Genomic DNA, 21,979 nt, shown 5'->3' with positions numbered 1-21,979 from the left:
TTAGCCGCCTTGCGTTGCAGAAATGATTAGAATATCGTCGGTTTCTTGGATGAGATGGGAATTCCAGTCGGATTTTGGAATAACGGTATTGTTGATGGCGAGGGCAATTCCGTTTTGTTTTACGGGAATTTCCAAGTCAAGAAGTGTCTGGACAGTTAAACTGTCAGTGGCAAATTGTTTCGTTTGATTGTTGATTTTGAGTTCCATTCCTTTTGGGTTTAGTATATAATTATACTTTAGGAATGGCTACAATGGCATATAAATATACACGGAAGTCATCTTACTTTTTCCTACGCTAGTATGAACTAGATCAGGTTCAAGGGTAAAGTCTCAGCCTACAATTTTGTAGACACCCCTAAAGTGTGGAACAAAAATAGGGGATTATTTAATAGGAGATTCGTTTATTTTGAAAAAAAATAAAACTTTTTGATTTTTTTTGTGATTGATTTTTAAAAGCTTACTGTTTTTTCCAGCAATCTTCCACGTGATCGTTGACCATTCCCGTGGCTTGCATATGGGCGTAAACCACTGTGGAGCCCACAAATTTGAACCCGCGTTTTTTTAAATCTTTGCTGATAGCGTTAGAAAGTGGGGAAGTGGCAGGGACTTCTTTCAAGGATTGTCGTTTGTTGTCAATTGGTTTACCGTCGGTGAATTGCCAGATGTATTTGCTGAAAGTTCCAAATTCTTCTTGTACTTTCATAAAAGCCTGTGCGTTTGAAACGGCTGAATATACTTTGAGTTTGTTTCGAATGATACCGGCGTCCAAAAGTAATTCCTGAATTTTGTCTTCAGAATAGTTGGCTATTTTTTTATAGTTGAAATTGTCAAAAGCTTTGCGGAAATTTTCTCTTTTGTTGAGGATGGTAATCCAACTTAATCCGGCTTGGAAAGTTTCCAGTAACAAGAATTCAAATAGTTTGGTGTCCTCATACACGGGAACACCCCATTCTTCATCGTGGTATTTTTTGTATAAGTCGCTGGATAAGCACCAGCCACATCTTTTCGGTTCTTCCATTATTCTTTTCCAATTTTCCAATAGTATCCTTTTACTGTTGGGATGTAAGCGGAACGTCCTATTAGGTATAAATCAGTATATATTTTTTTTTCATATTTGATGCCTATAGCTCCGCCTGAAGTGTACATTCTGTTTTTTTCGAAACGTACTTTAAGTCGTCCGTCTATGAATTTGGCATCCGACATTTTTTCTACAAGCCAGGTAGTTTTCCATTTAATGTCCAGTTCGTCATCGGATATTTTGGTGACAGTTTTGACTAGTTGTATGGCTTCTTTGGGGATATTAAATTGGTTCTGTAAGTCTTCTTGTGTCATTTGTTTTCCAATTTCACATTCGTTAAGAATTTTTTTGATGTAAACAAAAGAAGGGGCTTTAATTTTTTTGACTGTAGGGGTTGAGGGTACAGTGGTTTCCAGTGTATCTGTATCTATTGGATTGTCTTCGGATGATGTTGCTGTCTGCTCCTTTTTTTTGAAATTTTGTTTTCTTAAAATAGAGTGTTTGACTGCTTTTATGCTGTCCTCTAGGGATTCATAAGTAATGCTGCTTTTTTGAGGCTCAGGAGTTGCAGTAGTGTTTTGCTCGTAATTAGGCTCTTTTTTTAGTTCTAATTCGTGTTCTTCATTTTCTTTATTTCTGCCACAGCTAATCAGGTTGAAAATGATTAAAAGGAGGAGTATTTTTTTGTATTGTCTCATTTGTTGAAATGTATTTTGAATGGATGCTCTCTAAAATGCTTTTAATCAAATGTATTTCTTTTTGATTAATTATATATTTCAAATTTAGCTTTTTATTTTATATTATTGAAAAGCTTTTTTGAATCTGAAGAATAATAATTTGGCGTAAAAATAAAAAGAGAGACTTGAATGAACAAGTCTCTCTTTTAGTATTGAATAATGAATTATAATTATCCTAAAGCGGCTCTTTTGAAACCTGTAACGATAAGGTCTTTGTCTAAAGATTTTGCATAAGCGGCAACGCTTAATTTGTTGTCTTTAATGTAGTCTTGGTTTACCAAAGTATTGTCTTTAAAGAAACGAGCTAATTTACCTTTAGCGATATTGTCTAACATAGCTTCTGGTTTGCCTTCTTGACGCAATACGTCTTTGGCAATTTCGATTTCTTTAGCGATAGTTGCAGCGTCAACACCATTTTCGTCTAATGCGATTGGTGACATGGCTGCAGCTTGCATTGCAATATTTCTGGCTACTTCGTCAGTACCGGCGATGTTGGCAGAAAGCGCAACCAAAGTAGCGATTTTGTTTCCAGAGTGGATGTAAGAACCAACGAAAGCACCTTCTAATTTCTCGAAAGTTCTGATTTCAAGTTTCTCTCCGATAACTCCAGTTTGCTCGATTAATTTCTCGGCAACAGTGATTCCGTTGAAATCAGCAGCCAAAAATTCTTCTTTTGAATTGTAGTTCAATGCTAAATTTGCCATTTCAGTAGCCATTTTCACAAAGTTCTCATTCATTCCCACGAAGTCAGTTTCACAGTTTAACGTGATCACAACTCCAGCAGTTTTGTCTGCGTTAACGACAGCAATTGCAGCACCTTCTGTAGATTCTCTGTCAGAACGGTTAGCAGCTACTTTTTGTCCTTTTTTACGCAAGTTTTCGATAGCTAAATCGAAATCTCCTTCTGCTTCAACCAAGGCTTTTTTGCAGTCCATCATTCCTGCACCAGTGATTGTTCTTAATTTATTTACGTCTGCAGCCGTTATAGTTATTGTTGACATAATATTTTGTTTTTAATGTTAAAAGTAAAAATTCCAATTTTCAAATCCCAAACTCCAATTTTAATAAATTACTAACCTGATGTTACTAATTTTTTGTGGAATTTGGAATTTAAAATTTGGAATTTAAATATTTGATTTATTCTTCAGTCGCAGGAGCACTTGCTTCAACAGCTGGAGCTTCTACTTCAGCTACAGGAGCTACTTCTTCAGTTGCATCAGCAGGAGCGTCAACTTCTTTGTCAGAAGTTCTGTTAGCCAATCCGTCAATGATTGCAGCAGTTACTAAAGTTAAAATTTTATCGATAGATTTAGAAGCGTCATCATTTGCAGGGATTACGTATTCTACCTCACGAGGATCAGAATTGGTATCCACCATTGCAAAAACTGGAATGTTTAATTTTTGAGCTTCTTTAATTGCGATGTGTTCAGCTTTGATATCTACTACGAACAATGCTGCAGGAAGTCTAGACATATCTGCGATTGAACCTAAGTTTTTCTCTAATTTAGCACGAAGACGATCTACTTGCAAACGCTCTTTTTTAGAAAGAGTCATGAATGTTCCGTCTTTCTTCATTTTATCTATAGTAGCCATTTTTTTAACAGCTTTACGGATAGTTACGAAGTTGGTCAACATTCCACCAGGCCATCTTTCAGTGATGTATGGCATGTTAGCAGCTTTTGCTTTGTCGGCAACGATGTCTTTTGCTTGTTTTTTGGTAGCAACGAATAATATTTTTCTACCTGATGCAGCGATTTTTTTCAAAGCTTCGTTAGCTTCTTCGATTTTAGCTGCAGTTTTATATAGGTTGATAATGTGAATACCATTACGCTCCATATAAATGTAAGGAGCCATGTTTGGATCCCATTTTCTAGTCATGTGCCCGAAGTGAACACCTGCTTCTAGTAATTCTTTTACTTCTACTTTGTTTGACATTTTTTGTTTAGTTTACGTTCTGTTGATTAGCAATGTATGGATGGCGATAAATCGGCTGAATACATTTAGATGCTAAACTAATTTCCCACCTCGATGGGACAACAACAACATTGTTTTTAAATTTAATTATCAATATGTCTTGCGCGAATTGCACAAGACAGGCAATATTAACGTTTAGAGAATTGGAATCTCTTACGAGCTTTCTTCTGACCGAATTTCTTACGTTCAACCATTCTTGGATCTCTTGTCAATAAACCTTCTGGTTTCAAAATTCCTCTGTTTTCAGCATTAACTTCACACATAACACGTGCCAATGCCATTCTTACAGCTTCTGCTTGACCAGTTGAACCACCTCCGTAAACGTTTACTTTTACGTCAAAGTTGTTTACGTTTTCTGTCATGGACATTGGTTGTAAAACTTTGTACTGTAAAGTAGCAGTTGGGAAATAAGTTGCGAATTCTTTTTTGTTTACAGTGATAACTCCTGTTCCTTCAGAAACATAAACACGTGCAACAGCGGTTTTTCTTCTACCGATTTTGTGAATAACTCCCATTATTTAAGATCGTTAAGGTTAACTGTTTTAGGTTTTTGAGCTCCTTGTTTGTGCTCAGATCCTACAACAACATTTAAATTTCTGAAAAGTTCCGCTCCTAATTTATTTTTAGGCAACATTCCTTTTACTGCTTTTTCCACTAATAATGCAGGGTTTTTTGCTTGCAATACTTTAGCAGTTAAAGTTCTTTGTCCTCCAGGGTAACCAGTGTGACGGATGTATGTTTTTTCATCCAGTTTGTTACCTGTAAGGTTGATTTTTTCTGAGTTGATAACAATTACGTTATCTCCACAGTCCACGTGTGGCGTATAACTTGGCTTGTACTTACCTCTTAAAATCATAGCGACTTTTGAAGCAAGACGACCTAAGTTATGACCATCAGCATCTACAACAATCCACTCTTTTGTTACTGTGGCTTTGCTAGCTGATTCTGTCTTGTAGCTTAATGCGTTCATAATATTTTTTTAATTAAACATTCCATTCCCAATAAAGGGAGCGCAAAAGTACAATTAATTTTTTGAAATGCAAATACCTTAAAAGAATATTTTATCTTCCTTTTTATACTGATAATCAAAAGGATATTTAAAGTCAATTCTTTTACATTTTATTGATTTGGGCTTAATTTTAGACTTTCTATATTTATAATGCCTAATTTTCAAAAAAAAAATGTAAATTTCCCTCTTTAAACAAAAGGTTTCTTTTGTAAAAAGACTCTGTTGCATAAAATGAATTCATTCCTTAAGTGTAAGTAGAGAATCCTTATGATGACGATAAAAAGACAATAAATTAATTATGAAAGCTAAAGCAACTCTTAAACAAATTGCAAAAGAATTAAATGTATCTGTTTCAACAGTTTCAAAAGCACTCAACGACAGTCCTGAAATTAGCGAACAAACAAAAACCAGAATAAAGGAATACGCCAAACTTAAAAACTACAAACCCAACGTTATTGGCCTGAATCTCAAAAACAGAAAAACCAAAACCATTGGTGTCATCATTCCAGACATTTTAAATTCTTTTTTTGCCAAAGTATTTAGCGGCATCGAGAAAATTGCTGATTCAAAAGGATACAATGTTATAATGTGTATTTCCAACGAATCATTGGCGAAAGAATCGCACACCTTGGATATGTTGAGTAATGGAACCATCGACGGCTTTATTTTGTCGATTTCAGAGGAAGCACAAAAATTACAGGAATACAATCATTTTAAAGAAATCATCAACGAAGGCACTCCTATAGTTATGTTTGATCGCATCGCTGATGAAGTGGTTTGCGACAAAGTGGTCGTGGATGATTTTGATTCTGCCCTACATGCAACCCAACATTTAATAAACACAGGCTGCAAAAACATTGCCTTGTTTTCTTCCATCGATAATTTAAGTATAGGAAAATTGAGACTTGAGGGTTATTTGCAAGCCTTGAAAGACAATAATATTGCCGTAAATCCAAACTTGATTATAAGAACGGATTCCGAAGATGACCTAAAAGCAAAAATTGAGCAAGTTTTTGACAACAACAAGATTGACGGTATTTTTGCCTTGGACGAAAATGATTCCGTTGCCGCACTGCGAATTGGACTTAAAAAAGGCTACAAAGTCCCCGAAGAATTATCCATTATCGGTTTTGCCGACGGGATTCTGGCCTCCAGAAGGTTGTCTCCAAGTTTGTCAACTTTAAGTCAATACGGAGTAGAAATTGGTGAAGTAGCCGCCAATGTGTTAATCAACAGATTAGAATCAACAGATGAAAATTTGCCTTATGAAACGGTGGTTATCAAGACCCAATTGAGAGAAAGAGAATCGACCCGAAAGTTATAAAGTAAAAAACCATCATTTTAAATGATGGTTTTTTTTATGTTAAAAGGGATGCTTTTTTTGAAACTATTTATTCTTTTTGCCTCCACCACCTTTGTTTGAATTGCTTTCTATTTTCTTTATGTCATTAGATTTGATAGATTTAACAGGTTTGTATTTTGTTTTGTGAACCGAATTTTCTTTCCAAGGATTGTCTCCGTCAAAATCAAAATCATTGTAACTTCCTACTAATCGAATGCTGGTTGGTAAGTTGAGAACTGTGGTCCAGGTAACTCCTTTTAGGTAAGTGTATCTTTTAACTACAGGGTCAAAATACACATTGGCTTCCGGATAGTATCTGTATTTCTTTTTTACGCCGTGTGCTTTCGCGTGAGCTGGTGGGTTTTGAGCGCTAACAATATTGGTGCCCACACCAATAAGGAATGCGAAAAACAAAATAATCGTTTTGAATGTTCTCTTCATAATTTAAGGTTTTTAGTTTGTATAAAAAATTTAAAAATCAAAAGATTAAAGTTAATGAAAATCTGATATGCTTTAATTTTTTATGGTAATTTTTCTAAAGCCTATTTCCAGATGTATTCTGTCTGTTAAATATTTAAGCGTTTGACAAATAAAAAAGAAACAAAATCAGCATTATGATCATTTATCAAATAGTGATTCCGGCTTCTTTTTTGTTATTAATTGAGGACAGAATACTTTTCTAGTGTGCTTCCAACCAATTTTTACCCATTCCAATTTCCACATCCAACGGAACATCCATTTTAAAGGCGTTTTCCATTTCGTGCTTGATCATCGGTTGAATTTTTTCGAGTTCCGAGTTGTGAACATCAAACACAAGCTCATCGTGAACCTGCAATAACATTTTCGATTTCCAGTTTTCAGAAGTTAGTTTTTTATGGATGTTAATCATCGCAATTTTGATGATGTCGGCGGCGGAACCTTGAATTGGTGCGTTTACGGCATTTCGTTCGGCTCCACTTTTTACCATCATATTGGCAGAATTAATATCTTTCAAATAACGTCTTCTTCCCAAAACCGTTTGCACATAACCGTGTTCCCTTGCAAAATCCACTTGATTGGCCATATAGGATTTTAGTTTTGGATAGGTTGCATAATAAGCATCAATCAACTCGGCACTTTCTTTTCGTGAAAGCGAGGTTTGGTTGCTCAATCCAAACGCAGAAACGCCATAAATAATTCCGAAATTCACGGTTTTGGCATTGCTGCGTTGTTCTTTGGTCACTTCTTCCAATGGCACGTTGAATACTTTGGCAGCGGTACTTCTGTGAATGTCTTCGTTGTTTTGGAACGCTTTTATCATGTTTTCTTCCCCAGACAAAGCGGCAATGATTCGTAATTCTATTTGCGAATAATCCGCAGAAATCAAGGTGTAATTTTCGTCACGAGGAATAAATGCTTTTCGAATCAATCGTCCTCTTTCGGTTCGAATAGGGATGTTTTGCAAGTTCGGATTATTGGAGCTCAAACGTCCCGTTGCGGCAACGGTTTGCATATAATCGGTGTGAACGCGACCTGTTTTTGTGTCAACTTGGTTCGGCAATGCATCAATATAGGTGCTTTGCAATTTGACCATTTGGCGCCATTCGAGAATGTCTTTTACAATCGGATTGTCTTTTTCCAAATAACTCAATATTTCTTCGCCAGTGGCATATTGACCGGTTTTGGTTTTTTTTTGTTTGGCTCCGCCAATTTTTAATTTGTCAAATAAAATGTCTCCCAATTGTTTTGGAGAAGCCAAATTGAATTTCTCGCCTGCCGTTTCATAGATTTTTTGTTCCAAGGCGGCGCTTTCTTTTGCCATTTCAACCGACATTGATTTAAGGAAAGGAACATCAAGATTAATACCTTCCAATTCCATTGCCGCCAAAACAGGAATCAAAGGAATTTCTATTTCATCAAACAGTTTTTTGGTTTCGGCTTTGTCGAGAATCGGGCTGAAATTTTGTTTCAATTGATAGGTGATATCGGCATCTTCTGCAGCATATTCTTTGATGTCTTCCAAGGCGACTTCTCGCATTGTTTTTTGGCCTTTGCCTTTTTTGCCAATTAAATCTTCAATTGATTTTGGAGAATATTTCAAGTAAGTTTCGCTTAAAACATCCATATTGTGACGCATATCGGGATTGATCAAATAATGCGCAATCATCGTGTCGAATAATTTTCCTTTGATTTGAACGCCGTAATTGGACAAGATTTTTAAATCATATTTGACGTTTTGACCAATTTTTTCGATGTTTTCATTTTCGAAAAATGGTTTGAATTTGTCAACCAAAATTTGTGCTTCTTCCTGATTTTCTGGAAACGGAACGTAAAATGCTTTGCCTTTTTCGAAAGAAAACGACATCCCAACCAATTCAGCATTCAAGGCGTCAATTCCCGTGGTTTCGGTGTCAAAACAAACCGAAGTTTGATTCATCAAGTTTTGCAGCAGCAATTTTACGGCAAAATCTCCTTGGATAATTTGGTAAAAATGTTCGGTATTTTCCAAAGTTGCATAATGCGAACTCGATTTTACCTCGCCACTTTCTTCATCCGAAAAGCCAAATAAATCAAATTGGTCTTCGTTGGATTTTTTGGCAGGCGCTTTTTTAACTATTTTTTCATTGTCAACTTCAATGCTGTTTCCATTGTTGTTGCCGTTTCCATTTCCGTTCGTGTCGATTTCGTCGTATTCTTTTCCGGTTCCAAAATATTTGTCAAACTGCGCTTTCATCTGGCGAAATTCCAATTCCTGGAATAATTCGTCCGTTTTTTCAACATCAGGTTTTGATAGTTCGTAGTCTCCAGCGTTGAAAGTCACGGGACAATCCAGCAGGATTGCGGCTAATTTTTTGGACAACAAACCCAATTCGGCATTGGCTTCAATTTTGTCTTTTATGGCTCCTTTCAATTGATGCGTGTTGGCCAAAAGGTTTTCCATCGTGCCATATTCTTTCAAGAATTTCTTGGCTGTCTTTTCGCCAACACCTGGTAATCCTGGTATATTATCGGCGGCGTCACCCATCATTCCAAGGAAATCTATTACTTGTTCTGGGCGTTCGATTTCAAATTTTTCCAATACTTCTGGAATTCCCCATATTTCGATGTCGTTCCCCATTCGAGCCGGTTTGTACATAAAAATATTTTCGGAAACCAATTGGGCAAAATCCTTGTCCGGCGTAACCATATAAACTTTGAAATCTTCTTTTTCGGCTTGCTTGGCCAAAGTTCCAATCAAATCATCGGCTTCAAAACCGGCAACTTCAATAATGGGAATGTGCATGGCCTTCAACAATTCTTGAATATAGGGAACGGCAATTTTTATGGCTTCGGGAGTTTCGTCGCGATGTGCTTTGTATTCTTGGTACATTTCGTAGCGGTAAGTGCTTCCGCCTTTGTCAAAAGCCACGGCTAAATGATCGGGTTTTTCTCGTTTGATGACGTCCATCAAGGCATTCATGAATCCCATAATGGCGGACGTATCCATTCCTTTCGAGTTGATTCTTGGGTTTTTGATAAAAGCAAAATAACCGCGAAAGATTAAAGCGTAAGCATCGAGCAGGAAAAGGCGTTTTTGGACTGACATATAAAAAATTTAGTTTGTAAAAATAAGCAATTGGGTTTTAATAAGTCTTTTCATTTTTGATAATTTTAATGCTTTGGCAGTCAAAAGTTGGCGTGTGGTTGAATATTATTTTACCAAATCAATCTCCATTTTGTCGGGATACATTTAATAAATTCTAAATTTAAAAACGATGAAATTAGAGATGTAGATAAAGTGATTTGTCAGTCTTTTTAAATTTTGGAGTAAAATTTGTACTGTTTTTTGATGTGGTTTTAGTTAAATTTGAATTAATAAAAGTAATAAAACTAACTAGTTATTTACTTTTGCTAAAAAACACAGAATGATGCTTCGCTTAACGCTATTTATATTAGTTGTTGTAATTATTGAATTTTATTCCTTTCAAGTTGTTAAATTATTGACTAATGTTCGATGGTTTTTAACTGCTTATCTAATTTTTTCAATAGCCATAATTGGTTTTATTGCTTATCAATTCATGCATTTTGACAGGAGTGTGGGACAGACTAAAATGACGATGATGACATTGGGACTGTTGTTGTTGACTTTTTTGCCAAAAATACTTTTGACCCTTGTATTGCTTTTGGAAGATATTTACAGACTTTTATCGGGGACAATGACTCATTTCATAAGTCAAAATAAAAGCAGTTCTTTCTTTCCTGAACGAAGAAAATTTGTGAGCCAAATTGCATTGACATTGGCGGCGATTCCATTCAGTTCCTTGATTTATGGGATGACTTTCGGGAAATACAATTACAAAGTAATTAAACAACAAATCTTTTTTCCTGATTTGCCTGATGCTTTCGACGGTTTTACCATTACCCAAATATCAGATGTTCATAGTGGAAGCTTTGACAATCCGGAAAAAATAAATTACGCCATAGATTTGATTAACGAACAAGGTTCGGACATAATTTTGTTTACCGGCGATATTGTCAACACCCATGCGAAAGAAATGAGTAATTGGATTGATACTTTTAAAAGAATCAAAACACACAAATACGGAAAATATTCGGTGCTCGGAAATCATGATTATGGCGAATATATTGCTTGGCCGTCGCAAGCAGCTAAAGAAGAGAATTTTCAAAACATCAAGAATTTATATGGACAAATTGATTTCAAGTTGATGCTGAACGAGCATGCCTTGATTGAAAAAGGATCCGACAAAATAGCTTTGGTAGGTGTCGAAAATTGGGGTGTCAAATTCAAGAAAGCAGGCGATTTACGCAAAGCTTCCGAAGGCTTGTCCAAAGAAGAATTCAAAATTTTGATGACTCACGACCCAAGTCATTGGGATGCTGAAGTAAACAATCATCCTAAAGATTTCCATTTAACCCTTTCGGGACATACACACGGCTTGCAATTCGGAATTGAAATTCCCGGTTTTTTCAAATGGAGTCCGGCACAATATGTTTATGATCAATGGGCTGGGTTGTATGAAAAAGCAGGAAAATATATTTATGTAAATCGTGGTTTTGGATACCATGCTTATCCTGGAAGGGTAGGAATTATGCCCGAAATTACGGTCATCGAACTAAAAAAAGGGATGAGTGTAGCTTAATTCGTTTAAAATGCTACATTTGTAAAATAATTATCTCTTTGCAATAGATTTAAAAAATTAAATTCGTTGATTTTATGTCAAAATTTGGAGAACTTATAAGCACTCAAGTCCCTGTGTTGATTGATTTTTACACAGATTGGAATGAATCATCTGTCTCGATGCATCCTGTAATTCGGGATGTTGCCGCAGCTTTAGGCGATAAGGCAAAAGTGATAAAAATTGATGTTGATAAAAATCAAGAACTAGCCGATGCCTTGCGTATCAAAGGACTTCCTACTTTAATGATATATAAAGGAGGTCAAATGATCTGGAGACAATCTGGAGAATTAGACGCAAATACCATAATTGGCTTGGTTCAAGAACAACTTTAATCTAGTTTTTCAAACACAAATCCTTTTGCTGCACAATATTCCAATGCTTTTGGTAAAGTATATTTCAAGTTTGGAAATGCTTTAACACTGTCGTGGAATACGATTATGCTTCCCGAGTTTATATTCTTTAAAACATTTTCCAGACATTTTTCTGGAGTAATGGTGGTATCATAATCCGCACTCAAAACATCCCACATAATTATTTTGTATCCCAATTGTCGCAGTTTTTTGGATTGCGAGCTTTTTATTTTGCCGTAAGGCGGACGAAAGAGTGCAGATTTTAGAGTGCAGATTTTAGATTTTAGATTTGAAATTGAGGATTCGCACAATTTGACATTTTCTAAATATTCTTCAGTTGAAGTTTTCCAGCCGTTTAAATGATTAAAAGTGTGGTTCCCGATAGAATGGCCATTGTTAATTACTTTTTCGAAAATCTCTGGGTGCTTTTCAATATTCTTGCCGATGCAAAAAAAAGTGGCTTTGGCATTGTATTTTTGCAGCTCTTCGAGAACCCATTGGGTTATTTCTGGAGTTGGGCCATCGTCAAAAGTAAGGTAGATTTTGTTTTCTGTATTGGGTACATCCCAAACATAATTCGAGAATATTGTTTTGATGAGGCTATTTGTTTTTATCCAGTAGAAACTCATGATTTTAAGTTTTTATCAATTAAAACAAAAAAATGTAGCGGCATTTTTCATAGCGCTACATTTTTCTAATTATCCATCTTTTTAAAATTTGTTATTCTCTATCACGTCCAAAATGCTCGAATATCTTGATGTAGGTATTGAATGCTGACCTGTTTTTATTGTAAAAAGGGGTATCGTCGTTTTCTTTCATTACATGCAACAGGCTTCTGTAACGTTCAATGTCGGTAATGATGTCAATGGCAATGTCATTTTGGTCTGAAAGTCCAAGTTTTCCATAATAGTTCAGGTTTTCTTGGTATTTTGTTATCAATTTTTCCAAAAGTTTTTGTGCTTTTGCTTTTTCGCCCACTTGATAATATCCTTTGGCAAAAGGTTCTACCATGGAGTAATAACCAAATTTCTCCAAAGGCATTTTTGCCATGGCTAGTTCAATAACGTTTTTCGCCTTGTCCATTTTTCCTTCGGCAATCAATTTATCCATCAATCTAGAGAGAACTGATCGATAGGAAATACTGTTTTTTCTGGTTTCTGGATCGTGATAAATATCTCCATTGCTGTTGCCCCAATCCCATTTCATGACGATGGAGTACATTTTGTCGGCATCGAGTCCTCCCATATCCATTGGATTGGTGTCTTTGTCGATTTTTGTTTGGATTGGAACCAATTTATAGACCATTCCTTCTAATTGAAGGAAGTTTTTCATCCATAAATAATCTTCATCGTCAAAAGCGCCAGGGCTAAAATAGATGGGTCTTTTCCAATTGTTGTTGGCCAAGACGTCAAGCATCATCAACCTGTTTTTGTATAGTGCATTTCCTTTGATGTCAATGTCTATAAACGGCACGATGGAATCATTGTATTTTGCGGCCACGACTTTATTTTGGATAATTGTGTTTTTGTCAATTGGAATCCTGATTTTATTGGTTGGATAAAAATGGATGGTTTGTCCATTTTGCATCTCAACGGTAGATTTTGGATTTTTAATAAAATTGATAAAATCCTTGATATCCCAACGACTTTCTGTTTTTGGAATATGAGCCACATAATCTAGTTTGTCACCCACGTATTCATGATGGGTAAATGAAATAGGCAACGGATTTGATTCGTAGGTTTTGGTTTTCATTTGGTCAATATACCAATCGGTCATGAACAAACTCGTGTTTACAATTTTTACGTCGGTTCGGACGTGCTCAATCTCTTGCGCATACCAAAGCGGGAAGGTGTCATTGTCGCCAATGGTAAACAAAATAGCATTTGGATCGCAGGAATTCAAATAGGCTTTCGCCAATGCCGTTGCGGTATATTTGCCTGAACGATCGTGGTCATCCCAGTTTTGGCAAGCCATAAGAACCGGAACGGCCAGTAAAGAAGCTGCGATAATTATTGGTCCGGCTATTTTAGGAGCCAAATAATTTCGGGCACTTTCGTATAATGCATATACTCCAAATCCTATCCAAATGGCAAAAACATAAAAAGAGCCCACTAAAGCATAATCTCTTTCTCGGGGTTCAAAAGGTCTTTCGTTAAGGTAAATTTTTAATGCAATTCCCATAAACAGGAACAGTACCAAAAGGACATAAAAACTTTTTCTATCCTTGCCGGCGTGATACATTATACCAATAAGTCCCAAAATTAAAGGTAAAAAGAAATAGACATTGCGTCCTTTGTTGTTCAATACATCCGATGGCAGGTTTTGTTGAGTGCCTAAATGCAATTCGTCTATGAATGTAATGCCGCTAAGCCAGTTTCCATCTTGATAACCATATCTTCCTTGAATGTCGTTTTGGCGTCCAACAAAATTCCACATTAAATACCTGAAGTACATATAGCCAAATTGGTATTCCACCATAAATCTCAAGTTGTCGGCTGTTGCAGGTTTTTCGACAATTAAATACTTGTCATAACTTCTCAAGAATTTCACATAGCCTTCATTGTCAATTTGTTTTTGAGAATAAGCTTTCCTGAATTCGATTACGGTTTTTTCCACTTCCCCTTTTAGTTGGCCAATGGCTTTGTTGTAATCTTCTTCGGAGAGTTGACTAGGGTCAATTCCGTATTGTTGCAAATCTTCTTCGTAAGGATAATCAGGATTTAATCGGAATTCTGGTGGATTTGTAAAGTTGATGTAACTTTCGATGTTTTCACTGCTCCAGAGTCTAGGCAAAATGGTTTTTTGGGCATCATCGCTATTTTGTTCCGCATTTTTGAAATTATTCACGATAACATATTTCCCGGTTCTATAATCCCTTTCGTAGTTGGGAGCTTTGTCTAAATACGGATTGTTTTTGTCTAAACCGGCAAAAGCTTCGGTGTATTGTGGACCATAAAACAATGGGTTTGAACCGTATTGTTCCCTGTTGTAATAAGCTAAAACTTCACGGGCATCCGAAGGTTTGTTTTCGTTTATGACCGTGTTTGCATTGGCGCGAATCGGCAGCATCATCCAAGTGGAAAAACCAATCAAGATGAACAGAATGCACAATATAAGGGTGTTGAAGTGAACATAACCTTTGTCGCGGGTGTATTTTAATCCGAAATAAAAGAATGCGATGAAAAGTATAACGACAAAAATAGTTCCTGAGTTAAAAGGCAAGCCTAATTCGTTGACCATAAAAACTTCGGTTTTACCAAAGAAAGCCATTGTCAAAGGCAACAATAATTTGAAAATAAACAGCAATATGGCTATTACGACCACATTGGCAATGATGAAATTCTTGACGGTGACTACTTTATAGTGTTTGAAATAATAAAGAAATCCTATGGCAGGAATGGTCAACAATGCCATAAAGTGGACTCCAAATGTAAGTCCAACTACCAGTGAAATTATCAATAACCATTTATTGCCTCTTGGTGAATCCATGTCTTGTTCCCAACGTAAACCCAGCCAAAAAAGCAAGGCTATAAACAAGGAGGCCATCGCATAAACTTCGGCTTCTACGGCACTGGCCCAGAAACTGTCTGAAAATGTATAAGCCAAAGCGCCCACAAAAGAACTGCCAAGAATTACAATGGAATTGTTTTTGTCTAGTTCTGAAAATTGTGAAATTATTTTTTTCAAGATCATCGATGACGACCAAAACATAAATAATATGGTAAAGGCACTCGAAAAAACGGACATCATGTTTACCATCAAGGCAACGTGTTTGTCGTCCATTGCAAACATGGCGAAAAAGGCACCAATCATTTGGAATAATGGAGCTCCTGGAGGATGTCCTACTTCGAGTTTTGCCGAAGTTGAAATGTATTCGCCGCAATCCCAAAAGCTCATTGTGGGTTCAACCGTGAGTGTGTAAGTTAGTAAAGCGATTGCAAAGACACACCAACCGGTGATTGTATTCCATTTGTTGAAATTGAATGTTGCCATATTTTAGGACTAAAATTTAGTTTTATTTTCGAAACACAAAGAAAATGTTTTTTTATTTAATGTCACGGGCATTAACAAAAATTTCCAAAAACAAATTGTACTTTGCGACAGTGTTGTTTGTTAAACGTTTACGGTTGCAGAAGTCGACAATTAATTTTTTTTTCATAAAAAGAGATTAAAAAATTTGTACAAATTAAAAATTGTATTAAATTTGCACTCGCTTAACAGCAATGGAATTGGTCTATGGTGTAATGGTAACACAACTGTTTTTGGTGCAGTCTTTCAAGGTTCGAGTCCTTGTAGACCAACAAAAAAACCTCTCGATGATTTGAGAGGTTTTTTTTATGTCCAATGGTAAAGGTTTGTGACTTTCGTAAGTATCAGATTTTGAAAGTTATTACGGGTTTCAAGGCGTGATTTACCAGTTCTTCACCGATGCTTCCGTTAAAAAAATGAGATAAGCCGGTTCTGCCGTGGGTACATATTCCAATTAAATCGGCATCAACTGTATTGGCAAAATTAATGATTCCGTTCTCTATGTTGGTGTCGTTGTAAAGATGGGTAGAGTAGTTTTCAATTTCATAATTTGCAACAAAATCACGTATAATTCTTTCGGCGTCATGAGTGGTTTTGAAGCTATTGGGGGTGCTGATCATTACCAAATACAGATTTGAATCGAAAATTTTTGCAAATTCAAGCATTTTTCTGAATGGTTTTCGGGTTTCTTTCGAAAAATCGGAAGCAAAAACAAAATTCTTCGCCTTGAAGTCCTTTGCTTCTTTTTTTACGACCAAAACAGGGATTTTTGAATATCGAACCACTTTTTCGGCATTGGAGCCTATCAGTAATTCATCGAATCCAGATGTTCCATGAGAGCCCATTATGATTAAATCAACATTGTTTTTTTCGCAGGAGTCTAAAATGCCTTTGTGTACACTTTTGAATTCAACGGCCTCGGAAACATTGATTCCTTTTAGATAGTCTGAATCCATTAATTCCTCCAGATTGCTGATCGCCATTTCTTTGTAGAGCATAATCTCGGGAATTGTTTTTCCACCGCCCATAGGGTCGCTTCCTTGGTGTGGTAATTCCAGCATGTGAAGTAAAATGATTTCACTGTCGTGCTTTCTGGCAATTTGCGAGGCTAGTTTTAAAGCTTCCTTGGAATATATTGAAAAATCGGTTGGTACTAAAATCCGTTTCATAATTAAAAGTATTAAATTATTTAGTGAACTGGGAGGTAAATTAGGGAGATTAAATTTACAAAAAAATAAATCAAAAAACAATCATTTTTTGATTTATAAAAAAAACACTATATTTGCACTGTTATTTATTAAAAAACTAGATAATGAGGCACGCAATGCGTGCCTCTTTTTATAAAAATTATGGCATTTAAGGATAAAGTTAACGATTTAATAACTCAGGCATTGTTGGAGAAACCTTCTGTTTTCCTCATAGATTTGACGATAACCGATAGTTTTAAAATCATCGTGAACATAGATGGCGATAATGGAGTTATTTTGCAAGATTGTATAGACGTGAGTCGTGCAATCGAAAATAATTTAGATAGAGAAGAACAGGATTTTTCTTTAGAAGTGGCTTCGGTGGGAGTGGGTTCGCCATTAAAAATGGTAAGACAATACAAGAAAAACGTGGGCAGAACGCTAATAGTAAAATTAGAAACACAAACAATTGAAGCAGAATTGGTTGAAGCTAATGATAATTTTATAATTTTGTCGTGGGAAGCCAGAGAGCCGAAAAAAATTGGAAAAGGGAAGGAAACTGTCCAAAAAAGACAAGAGATACCTTATACGGAAATAAAAGAAGCAATTGTTACAGTAACATTTTAATTAAATAGTTGGCATGGAAAATTTAGCATTAATCGATTCATTTTCAGAGTTTAAAGATGATAAACTTATTGATCGTGTAACGCTTATGGCGATATTAGAAGATGTATTCAGAAATGCATTGAAGAAAAAATTCGGATCTGATGATAATTTTGACATTATTATCAATCCTGATAAAGGGGATATGGAAATCTGGCAAAGAAGAGTGATTGTTGCTGACGATGATTTGGATTTAGATCATTTGGAAATTACATTAACAGAGGCTAGAAAAATTGAACCTGATTTCGAAATTGGAGAAGAGGTTTCTGAAGAAGTGAAGTTGATTGATTTGGGAAGAAGAGCAATTTTGGCCTTGCGTCAAAACTTGATTTCCAAGATTCATGAACATGACAATACCAATCTTTACAAACAATTTAAAGATTTAATTGGTGAAATATATACTGCAGAAGTACATCACGTTCGTCCAAGAGTAGTGATTTTGGTGGATGATGAAGGAAACGAAATTGTTTTGCCAAAAGAAAAACAAATTCCATCGGATTTCTTCAGAAAAGGAGACAACGTTCGTGGAATTATAGAAAGTGTTGAGCTAAAAGGAAATAAACCCCAAATTATTATGTCCAGAACTTCCGAGAAGTTCTTGGAGAAATTATTTGAACAAGAAATTCCAGAGGTTTTCGACGGACTTATAATGGTAAAAAATGTAGTGAGAATTCCTGGTGAAAAAGCAAAAGTAGCCGTTGATTCTTATGATGACAGAATTGATCCAGTTGGAGCTTGTGTGGGAATGAAAGGTTCTCGTATCCACGGTATCGTTCGTGAGTTGGGGAATGAAAATATTGATGTCATCAATTATACCAGCAATATTCAATTGTATATTACAAGAGCATTGAGCCCTGCAAAAGTTTCTTCCATCAAGATTAATGAAGAAACAAAAAGAGCTGAAGTTTTCTTGAAATTGGAAGAAGTTTCTAAAGCAATTGGTAGAGGTGGACACAATATTAAATTAGCGGGTCAATTGACAGGTTATGAACTTGACGTTATTCGTGAAGGAGATGTTGCCGGTACAGTTGCGGATGATGACGATGTTGAATTAACAGAGTTCTCAGACGAGATTGAAGAATGGGTAATCGAAGAATTTGCAAAAATTGGATTGGATACCGCAAAAAGTATTCTGAAACAAGACGTGAACGATTTGGTTAGGAGAACGGATCTTGAAGAGGAAACGATTTTGGATGTAATGAGAATACTAAAAGAAGAATTTGACAGTTAGTCAGAATTAAAGTAAATAAATTTTCAACCTTATTTTTCCTCTCCTATCGAGAGTTAGTGTGAGGGGGGAAAACAAAAAGTCATACTTGTTGCCTCTTAATATTGAGAGGGCATAGGATGAGAAAATAAGGTAATATTAAAAAGGTTTTATGTCTGAAGAGAAAATTATTAGAATAAACAAGGTTTTAAGGGAGTTGAATATTTCTTTAGAAAGAGCTGTGGATTATCTAAAAGATAAGGGGATTGTTGTTGAATCCAACCCCAACACAAAAATTTCTGACGACGTATACAATGTTTTGTGCGGTCAGTTTGCGGGCGATAAGGGCAATAAAGAAGCTTCAAAAGAAGTAGGAGAAGAGAAAAGAAAAGAGAAAGAAGCTTTGCGTATTGAACGTGAAAAAGAAATCGAAGACAAACGCAAACAAGACGAAGAAAGGTTAAGAAGCCAAGAAGTTATTAAAGCGAGAGCTACAGTAACAGGTCCAACCCTTGTTGGGAACATTGATCTTAATCCTAAGAAACCAGTAGTAGTTCCTCCTCCGGCAGCTGTTGAGAAAAAGGAAATTCCTGTTGAAAAAATTCAACAAGATAAACCGGTTCAACAAGAAAAACCAGTACAAAAAGAACCTGTTCAAGAGAAAATTGCCGTTGAAAGCAAAGAGGCTAAAAAACCTGTTGCAGAGATAAAAGAAGCTAAAGTTGAAGCCGTGGTTCCAGCGCCTAAAGCAGCAACTCCAAAAGTCGAAGCAACTCCAGTTGTTGATGCGCCGGCTGTTGAAGAATCTATCACGACACAATACCAAAAACTTTCAGGTGCTACTTTGACGGGACAAGTAATTGATTTATCCCAGTTCAATAAACCGAAGAAGAAAAAAGAAGATCCTAAAATTACGCCAAATAAACCTGGTGTTCCTGGAGCTCCTGGTAGTGCAGCTAATAGTGCCAACAAGAATAAACGAAAAAGGATTGCCCCAAAACCGGGTGCGCCAAGACCGCCTGCGACTCCTGGAGTTCCGGGTGCTCCAAATCCAAACAAAATCACTCCTAATACAGGAGGTGGAGGTTTCAATGCCAACAGAGGTGCTAGACCTGGTTTCGTAAAAGGAGCTAGACCTGCCATTGTTGCCAAAGTGGAGCCTACAGAAGAGGAAGTAAAAAATCAAATTAGAGAGACTTTAGAAAAACTACAAGGAAAAGGTGGTAAATCTAAAGCGGCTAAATACAGAAGAGATAAAAGAGACACACACCGTCAAAAATCCGATGACGAGCAAAGAGCATTGGATGAAGGCAGTAAAACCATAAAAGTTACCGAGTTTGTAACCGTTGGAGAAATTGCCATCATGATGGATGTGCCAATTACCAAAGTGATTGGAACTTGTATGTCACTTGGAATCATGGTTACACAAAACCAACGTTTGGATGCAGAAACATTAACAATTGTTGCCGATGAATTTGGATATGAAGTAGAATTCATTACCGTTGACATTGAAGAAGCCATTCAAGTTGTTGAGGATAAAGAAGAAGATCTAGTTTTCAGGGCGCCTATCGTAACCGTAATGGGTCACGTCGATCACGGAAAAACATCTTTACTGGATTATATCCGTAAAGAAAATGTTATCGCTGGTGAATCAGGAGGAATTACCCAACACATTGGGGCCTATGGAGTGACATTGGATAATGGTCAAAAAATAGCTTTCTTGGATACACCGGGTCACGAAGCGTTTACCGCAATGCGTGCTCGTGGAGCTCAAGTTACAGATATTGCCATTATTGTGGTGGCTGCGGATGATGACATCATGCCACAAACCAAAGAAGCCATTTCTCACGCTCAAGCTGCAAATGTGCCAATTATATTCGCTATCAACAAAATTGACAAGCCGAATGCCAATGTTGAGAAAATCAAGGAAAAACTGGCAGGTATGAATTTGCTTGTTGAAGATTGGGGAGGAAAAATTCAATCGCATGATATTTCTGCGAAAGTAGGAACAGGTGTAAAAGATTTATTGGAAAAAGTATTGTTGGAAGCAGAAATTCTTGACTTGAAATCCAATCCAAACAAAGCTGCTCAAGGAACTGTCGTTGAAGCTTTCTTGGATAAAGGAAAAGGATATGTTTCTACCATATTAGTACAACACGGAACCCTGAAAATTGGGGATTACATGTTGGCTGGAAAACATCATGGCAAGATTAAAGCCATGCACGATGAAAGAGGAAACATTGTTAAAGAAGCCGGGCCTTCAACTCCAGTATCTGTTTTAGGATTGGACGGAGCTGCAACTGCAGGTGACAAGTTCAATGTTTTTGAAGATGAAAAAGAAGCAAAACAAATTGCAGCCAAACGTTCTCAATTGATGCGTGAACAATCAGTTCGTACGCAACGTCATATTACGTTGGATGAAATTGGACGTAGAATTGCATTGGGTCAATTTAAAGAACTGAACATCATCCTTAAAGGGGATGTGGATGGTTCTGTTGAAGCCTTGTCTGATTCGTTCTCTAAATTATCTACAGAAGAAATTCAAATCAATATTATTCATAAAGGTGTTGGAGCCATTACTGAAACTGACGTAATGTTGGCTTCTGCTTCTGATGCTATCATTATTGGATTTAATGTTCGTCCTGCTGGAAATGCTAGACAATTAGCCGATAAAGAAGAAATCGATATCCGTTATTACTCTATTATCTATGCGGCTATCGACGACTTGAAAGATGCAATGGAAGGAATGCTTGCTCCTGAAATGAAAGAAGAAGTTCTGGGTACTGCAGAAGTTAGGGAGTTGTTCAAAATTTCTAAAGTGGGTACAATTGCAGGATGTATGGTTATGGATGGTAAAATTGCCAGAAATGCCAAAATCAGGATCATTCGTGAAGGTGTGGTGGTTCACACAGGTGAGCTTATTGCATTGAAACGTTTCAAAGACGACGTGAAAGAAGTAGCCAAAGGTTACGATTGTGGTATTCAAATAAAAGGATACAACGACATCGAAGAAAGAGACGTTATCGAAGCTTTCCACGAAGTGGCCATCAAAAAGAAATTGAAATAAAATTTTGATATAGTTTATAAGAAATCCCGAGCAATCGGGATTTTTTTGTTTTTAGGGCTATTTATATTGAGCTAGACGTGAATTGGAAATTGTTTCACTAGAAAAAGTTATACCATAAAAGTGTATAGCTTTTTTTGTGTCTTTAAACAAAAAAGGAAATGTCAACAAAACAAAACCACAACAATTGATGAGCTTTGTCTTGTAGTCAACAGGGCGGTAGGTTGGATAGATTTTACA

General features: G+C 36.4%; 18 protein-coding genes, 1 tRNA gene and 1 riboswitch. Of the genes, 7 read left to right on the top strand and 12 right to left on the bottom strand.

What is annotated here, in order from left to right:
* The 7 genes from thiS to rplM form a co-directional block, all read right to left on the bottom strand.
* A complete protein-coding gene (gene thiS, locus BUC16_RS00665; RefSeq protein WP_073367172.1) occupies positions 1-207 on the bottom strand; it encodes a sulfur carrier protein ThiS in 207 nt (68 codons plus the stop codon).
* A 63-nt stretch (positions 208-270) separates the two neighbouring features.
* Positions 271-367: riboswitch (TPP riboswitch) on the bottom strand.
* A gap of 90 nt (positions 368-457) precedes the next feature.
* Positions 458-1,018 (bottom strand): DNA-3-methyladenine glycosylase I, encoded by a 561-nt coding sequence (locus tag BUC16_RS00660; RefSeq protein WP_073367171.1) that lies wholly within the window; start codon positions 1,016-1,018, stop codon positions 458-460.
* Positions 1,018-1,716 (bottom strand): hypothetical protein, encoded by a 699-nt coding sequence (locus BUC16_RS00655; protein ID WP_073367169.1) that lies wholly within the window; start codon positions 1,714-1,716, stop codon positions 1,018-1,020. The genes BUC16_RS00660 and BUC16_RS00655 overlap by 1 nt, the downstream gene beginning before the upstream one ends.
* A gap of 209 nt (positions 1,717-1,925) precedes the next feature.
* On the bottom strand, positions 1,926-2,756 hold the full coding sequence (gene tsf / locus BUC16_RS00650; RefSeq protein WP_073367168.1) for a translation elongation factor Ts: 831 nt from the start codon (positions 2,754-2,756) through the stop codon (positions 1,926-1,928).
* A gap of 136 nt (positions 2,757-2,892) precedes the next feature.
* Entirely contained in the window at positions 2,893-3,690 is a 798-nt protein-coding gene (rpsB, locus tag BUC16_RS00645; RefSeq protein WP_073367166.1) for a 30S ribosomal protein S2, read from the bottom strand.
* Between the two features lie 167 nt (positions 3,691-3,857).
* On the bottom strand, positions 3,858-4,244 hold the full coding sequence (rpsI, locus tag BUC16_RS00640; protein WP_073367165.1) for a 30S ribosomal protein S9: 387 nt from the start codon (positions 4,242-4,244) through the stop codon (positions 3,858-3,860).
* The gene (gene rplM / locus BUC16_RS00635; protein WP_073367163.1) at positions 4,244-4,699 is read right to left on the bottom strand and encodes a 50S ribosomal protein L13; all 456 of its coding nucleotides are present in this window, start codon (positions 4,697-4,699) and stop codon (positions 4,244-4,246) included. The genes rpsI and rplM overlap by 1 nt, the downstream gene beginning before the upstream one ends.
* A gap of 337 nt (positions 4,700-5,036) precedes the next feature.
* Here rplM and BUC16_RS00630 point away from each other — a divergent pair, with 337 nt between their 5' ends.
* A complete protein-coding gene (locus tag BUC16_RS00630; protein WP_073367161.1) occupies positions 5,037-6,062 on the top strand; it encodes a LacI family DNA-binding transcriptional regulator in 1,026 nt (341 codons plus the stop codon).
* Positions 6,063-6,125: 63 nt separating this feature from the next.
* Here the strand turns inward: BUC16_RS00630 and BUC16_RS00625 are convergent, their stop codons facing one another.
* Both BUC16_RS00625 and polA read right to left on the bottom strand, forming a co-directional pair.
* Positions 6,126-6,521: a hypothetical protein gene (locus tag BUC16_RS00625; RefSeq protein ID WP_073367160.1), complete on the bottom strand. Its 396-nt coding sequence runs from the start codon at positions 6,519-6,521 to the stop codon at positions 6,126-6,128.
* Positions 6,522-6,759: 238 nt separating this feature from the next.
* Positions 6,760-9,645: a DNA polymerase I gene (gene polA, locus BUC16_RS00620; protein WP_073367158.1), complete on the bottom strand. Its 2,886-nt coding sequence runs from the start codon at positions 9,643-9,645 to the stop codon at positions 6,760-6,762.
* Between the two features lie 319 nt (positions 9,646-9,964).
* Between polA and BUC16_RS00615 the strand changes: the two genes are divergently transcribed.
* Together BUC16_RS00615 and BUC16_RS00610 are read left to right on the top strand one after the other, a co-directional pair.
* A complete protein-coding gene (locus BUC16_RS00615) occupies positions 9,965-11,200 on the top strand; it encodes a metallophosphoesterase (RefSeq protein ID WP_073367156.1) in 1,236 nt (411 codons plus the stop codon).
* A gap of 74 nt (positions 11,201-11,274) precedes the next feature.
* A complete protein-coding gene (locus BUC16_RS00610; RefSeq protein ID WP_073367155.1) occupies positions 11,275-11,571 on the top strand; it encodes a thioredoxin family protein in 297 nt (98 codons plus the stop codon).
* Here BUC16_RS00610 and BUC16_RS00605 read toward each other — a convergent pair.
* Positions 11,568-12,218 (bottom strand): polysaccharide deacetylase family protein, encoded by a 651-nt coding sequence (locus tag BUC16_RS00605; protein WP_073367153.1) that lies wholly within the window; start codon positions 12,216-12,218, stop codon positions 11,568-11,570. The genes BUC16_RS00610 and BUC16_RS00605 overlap by 4 nt on opposite strands.
* A 91-nt stretch (positions 12,219-12,309) precedes the next feature.
* Positions 12,310-15,582 carry a glycosyltransferase family 117 protein gene (locus BUC16_RS00600; protein WP_073367152.1) on the bottom strand — a complete coding sequence of 1,091 codons (3,273 nt, stop codon included), beginning with the start codon at positions 15,580-15,582 and terminating at the stop codon, positions 12,310-12,312.
* Between the two features lie 237 nt (positions 15,583-15,819).
* Between BUC16_RS00600 and BUC16_RS00595 the strand changes: the two genes are divergently transcribed.
* Positions 15,820-15,890, top strand: a tRNA-Gln gene (locus BUC16_RS00595).
* Positions 15,891-15,962: 72 nt separating this feature from the next.
* On the opposite strand, the gene BUC16_RS00590 is transcribed toward BUC16_RS00595, so the two are convergent.
* Positions 15,963-16,787 (bottom strand): universal stress protein, encoded by an 825-nt coding sequence (locus BUC16_RS00590; protein ID WP_073367150.1) that lies wholly within the window; start codon positions 16,785-16,787, stop codon positions 15,963-15,965.
* Between the two features lie 180 nt (positions 16,788-16,967).
* Here BUC16_RS00590 and rimP point away from each other — a divergent pair, with 180 nt between their 5' ends.
* From rimP to infB, 3 genes are all read left to right on the top strand, one after another.
* On the top strand, positions 16,968-17,432 hold the full coding sequence (rimP, locus tag BUC16_RS00585) for a ribosome assembly cofactor RimP (protein ID WP_073367148.1): 465 nt from the start codon (positions 16,968-16,970) through the stop codon (positions 17,430-17,432).
* A gap of 13 nt (positions 17,433-17,445) precedes the next feature.
* A complete protein-coding gene (nusA, locus tag BUC16_RS00580) occupies positions 17,446-18,699 on the top strand; it encodes a transcription termination factor NusA (protein ID WP_073367147.1) in 1,254 nt (417 codons plus the stop codon).
* A gap of 148 nt (positions 18,700-18,847) precedes the next feature.
* The gene (infB, locus tag BUC16_RS00575; protein WP_073367145.1) at positions 18,848-21,742 is read left to right on the top strand and encodes a translation initiation factor IF-2; all 2,895 of its coding nucleotides are present in this window, start codon (positions 18,848-18,850) and stop codon (positions 21,740-21,742) included.
* Positions 21,743-21,979: the final 237 nt, after the last annotated feature.

This window comes from Flavobacterium fluvii (assembly GCF_900129545.1).
GTDB lineage: Bacteria > Bacteroidota > Bacteroidia > Flavobacteriales > Flavobacteriaceae > Flavobacterium > Flavobacterium fluvii.
This window is presented reverse-complemented; position numbering and strand designations above follow the sequence as displayed.

Excerpts from the sequence above, each read along its gene's own strand:
- thiS (WP_073367172.1), bottom strand. The coding sequence starts at position 207 with ATGGAACTCAAAATCAACAATCAAACGAAACAATTTGCCACTGACAGT.
- BUC16_RS00660 (WP_073367171.1), bottom strand. The coding sequence starts at position 1,018 with ATGGAAGAACCGAAAAGATGTGGCTGGTGCTTATCCAGCGACTTATAC.
- BUC16_RS00655 (WP_073367169.1), bottom strand. The coding sequence starts at position 1,716 with ATGAGACAATACAAAAAAATACTCCTCCTTTTAATCATTTTCAACCTG.
- tsf (WP_073367168.1), bottom strand. The coding sequence starts at position 2,756 with ATGTCAACAATAACTATAACGGCTGCAGACGTAAATAAATTAAGAACA.
- rpsB (WP_073367166.1), bottom strand. The coding sequence starts at position 3,690 with ATGTCAAACAAAGTAGAAGTAAAAGAATTACTAGAAGCAGGTGTTCAC.
- rpsI (WP_073367165.1), bottom strand. The coding sequence starts at position 4,244 with ATGGGAGTTATTCACAAAATCGGTAGAAGAAAAACCGCTGTTGCACGT.
- rplM (WP_073367163.1), bottom strand. The coding sequence starts at position 4,699 with ATGAACGCATTAAGCTACAAGACAGAATCAGCTAGCAAAGCCACAGTA.
- BUC16_RS00630 (WP_073367161.1), top strand. The coding sequence starts at position 5,037 with ATGAAAGCTAAAGCAACTCTTAAACAAATTGCAAAAGAATTAAATGTA.
- BUC16_RS00625 (WP_073367160.1), bottom strand. The coding sequence starts at position 6,521 with ATGAAGAGAACATTCAAAACGATTATTTTGTTTTTCGCATTCCTTATT.
- polA (WP_073367158.1), bottom strand. The coding sequence starts at position 9,645 with ATGTCAGTCCAAAAACGCCTTTTCCTGCTCGATGCTTACGCTTTAATC.
- BUC16_RS00615 (WP_073367156.1), top strand. The coding sequence starts at position 9,965 with ATGATGCTTCGCTTAACGCTATTTATATTAGTTGTTGTAATTATTGAA.
- BUC16_RS00610 (WP_073367155.1), top strand. The coding sequence starts at position 11,275 with ATGTCAAAATTTGGAGAACTTATAAGCACTCAAGTCCCTGTGTTGATT.
- BUC16_RS00605 (WP_073367153.1), bottom strand. The coding sequence starts at position 12,218 with ATGAGTTTCTACTGGATAAAAACAAATAGCCTCATCAAAACAATATTC.
- BUC16_RS00600 (WP_073367152.1), bottom strand. The coding sequence starts at position 15,582 with ATGGCAACATTCAATTTCAACAAATGGAATACAATCACCGGTTGGTGT.
- BUC16_RS00590 (WP_073367150.1), bottom strand. The coding sequence starts at position 16,787 with ATGAAACGGATTTTAGTACCAACCGATTTTTCAATATATTCCAAGGAA.
- rimP (WP_073367148.1), top strand. The coding sequence starts at position 16,968 with ATGGCATTTAAGGATAAAGTTAACGATTTAATAACTCAGGCATTGTTG.
- nusA (WP_073367147.1), top strand. The coding sequence starts at position 17,446 with ATGGAAAATTTAGCATTAATCGATTCATTTTCAGAGTTTAAAGATGAT.
- infB (WP_073367145.1), top strand. The coding sequence starts at position 18,848 with ATGTCTGAAGAGAAAATTATTAGAATAAACAAGGTTTTAAGGGAGTTG.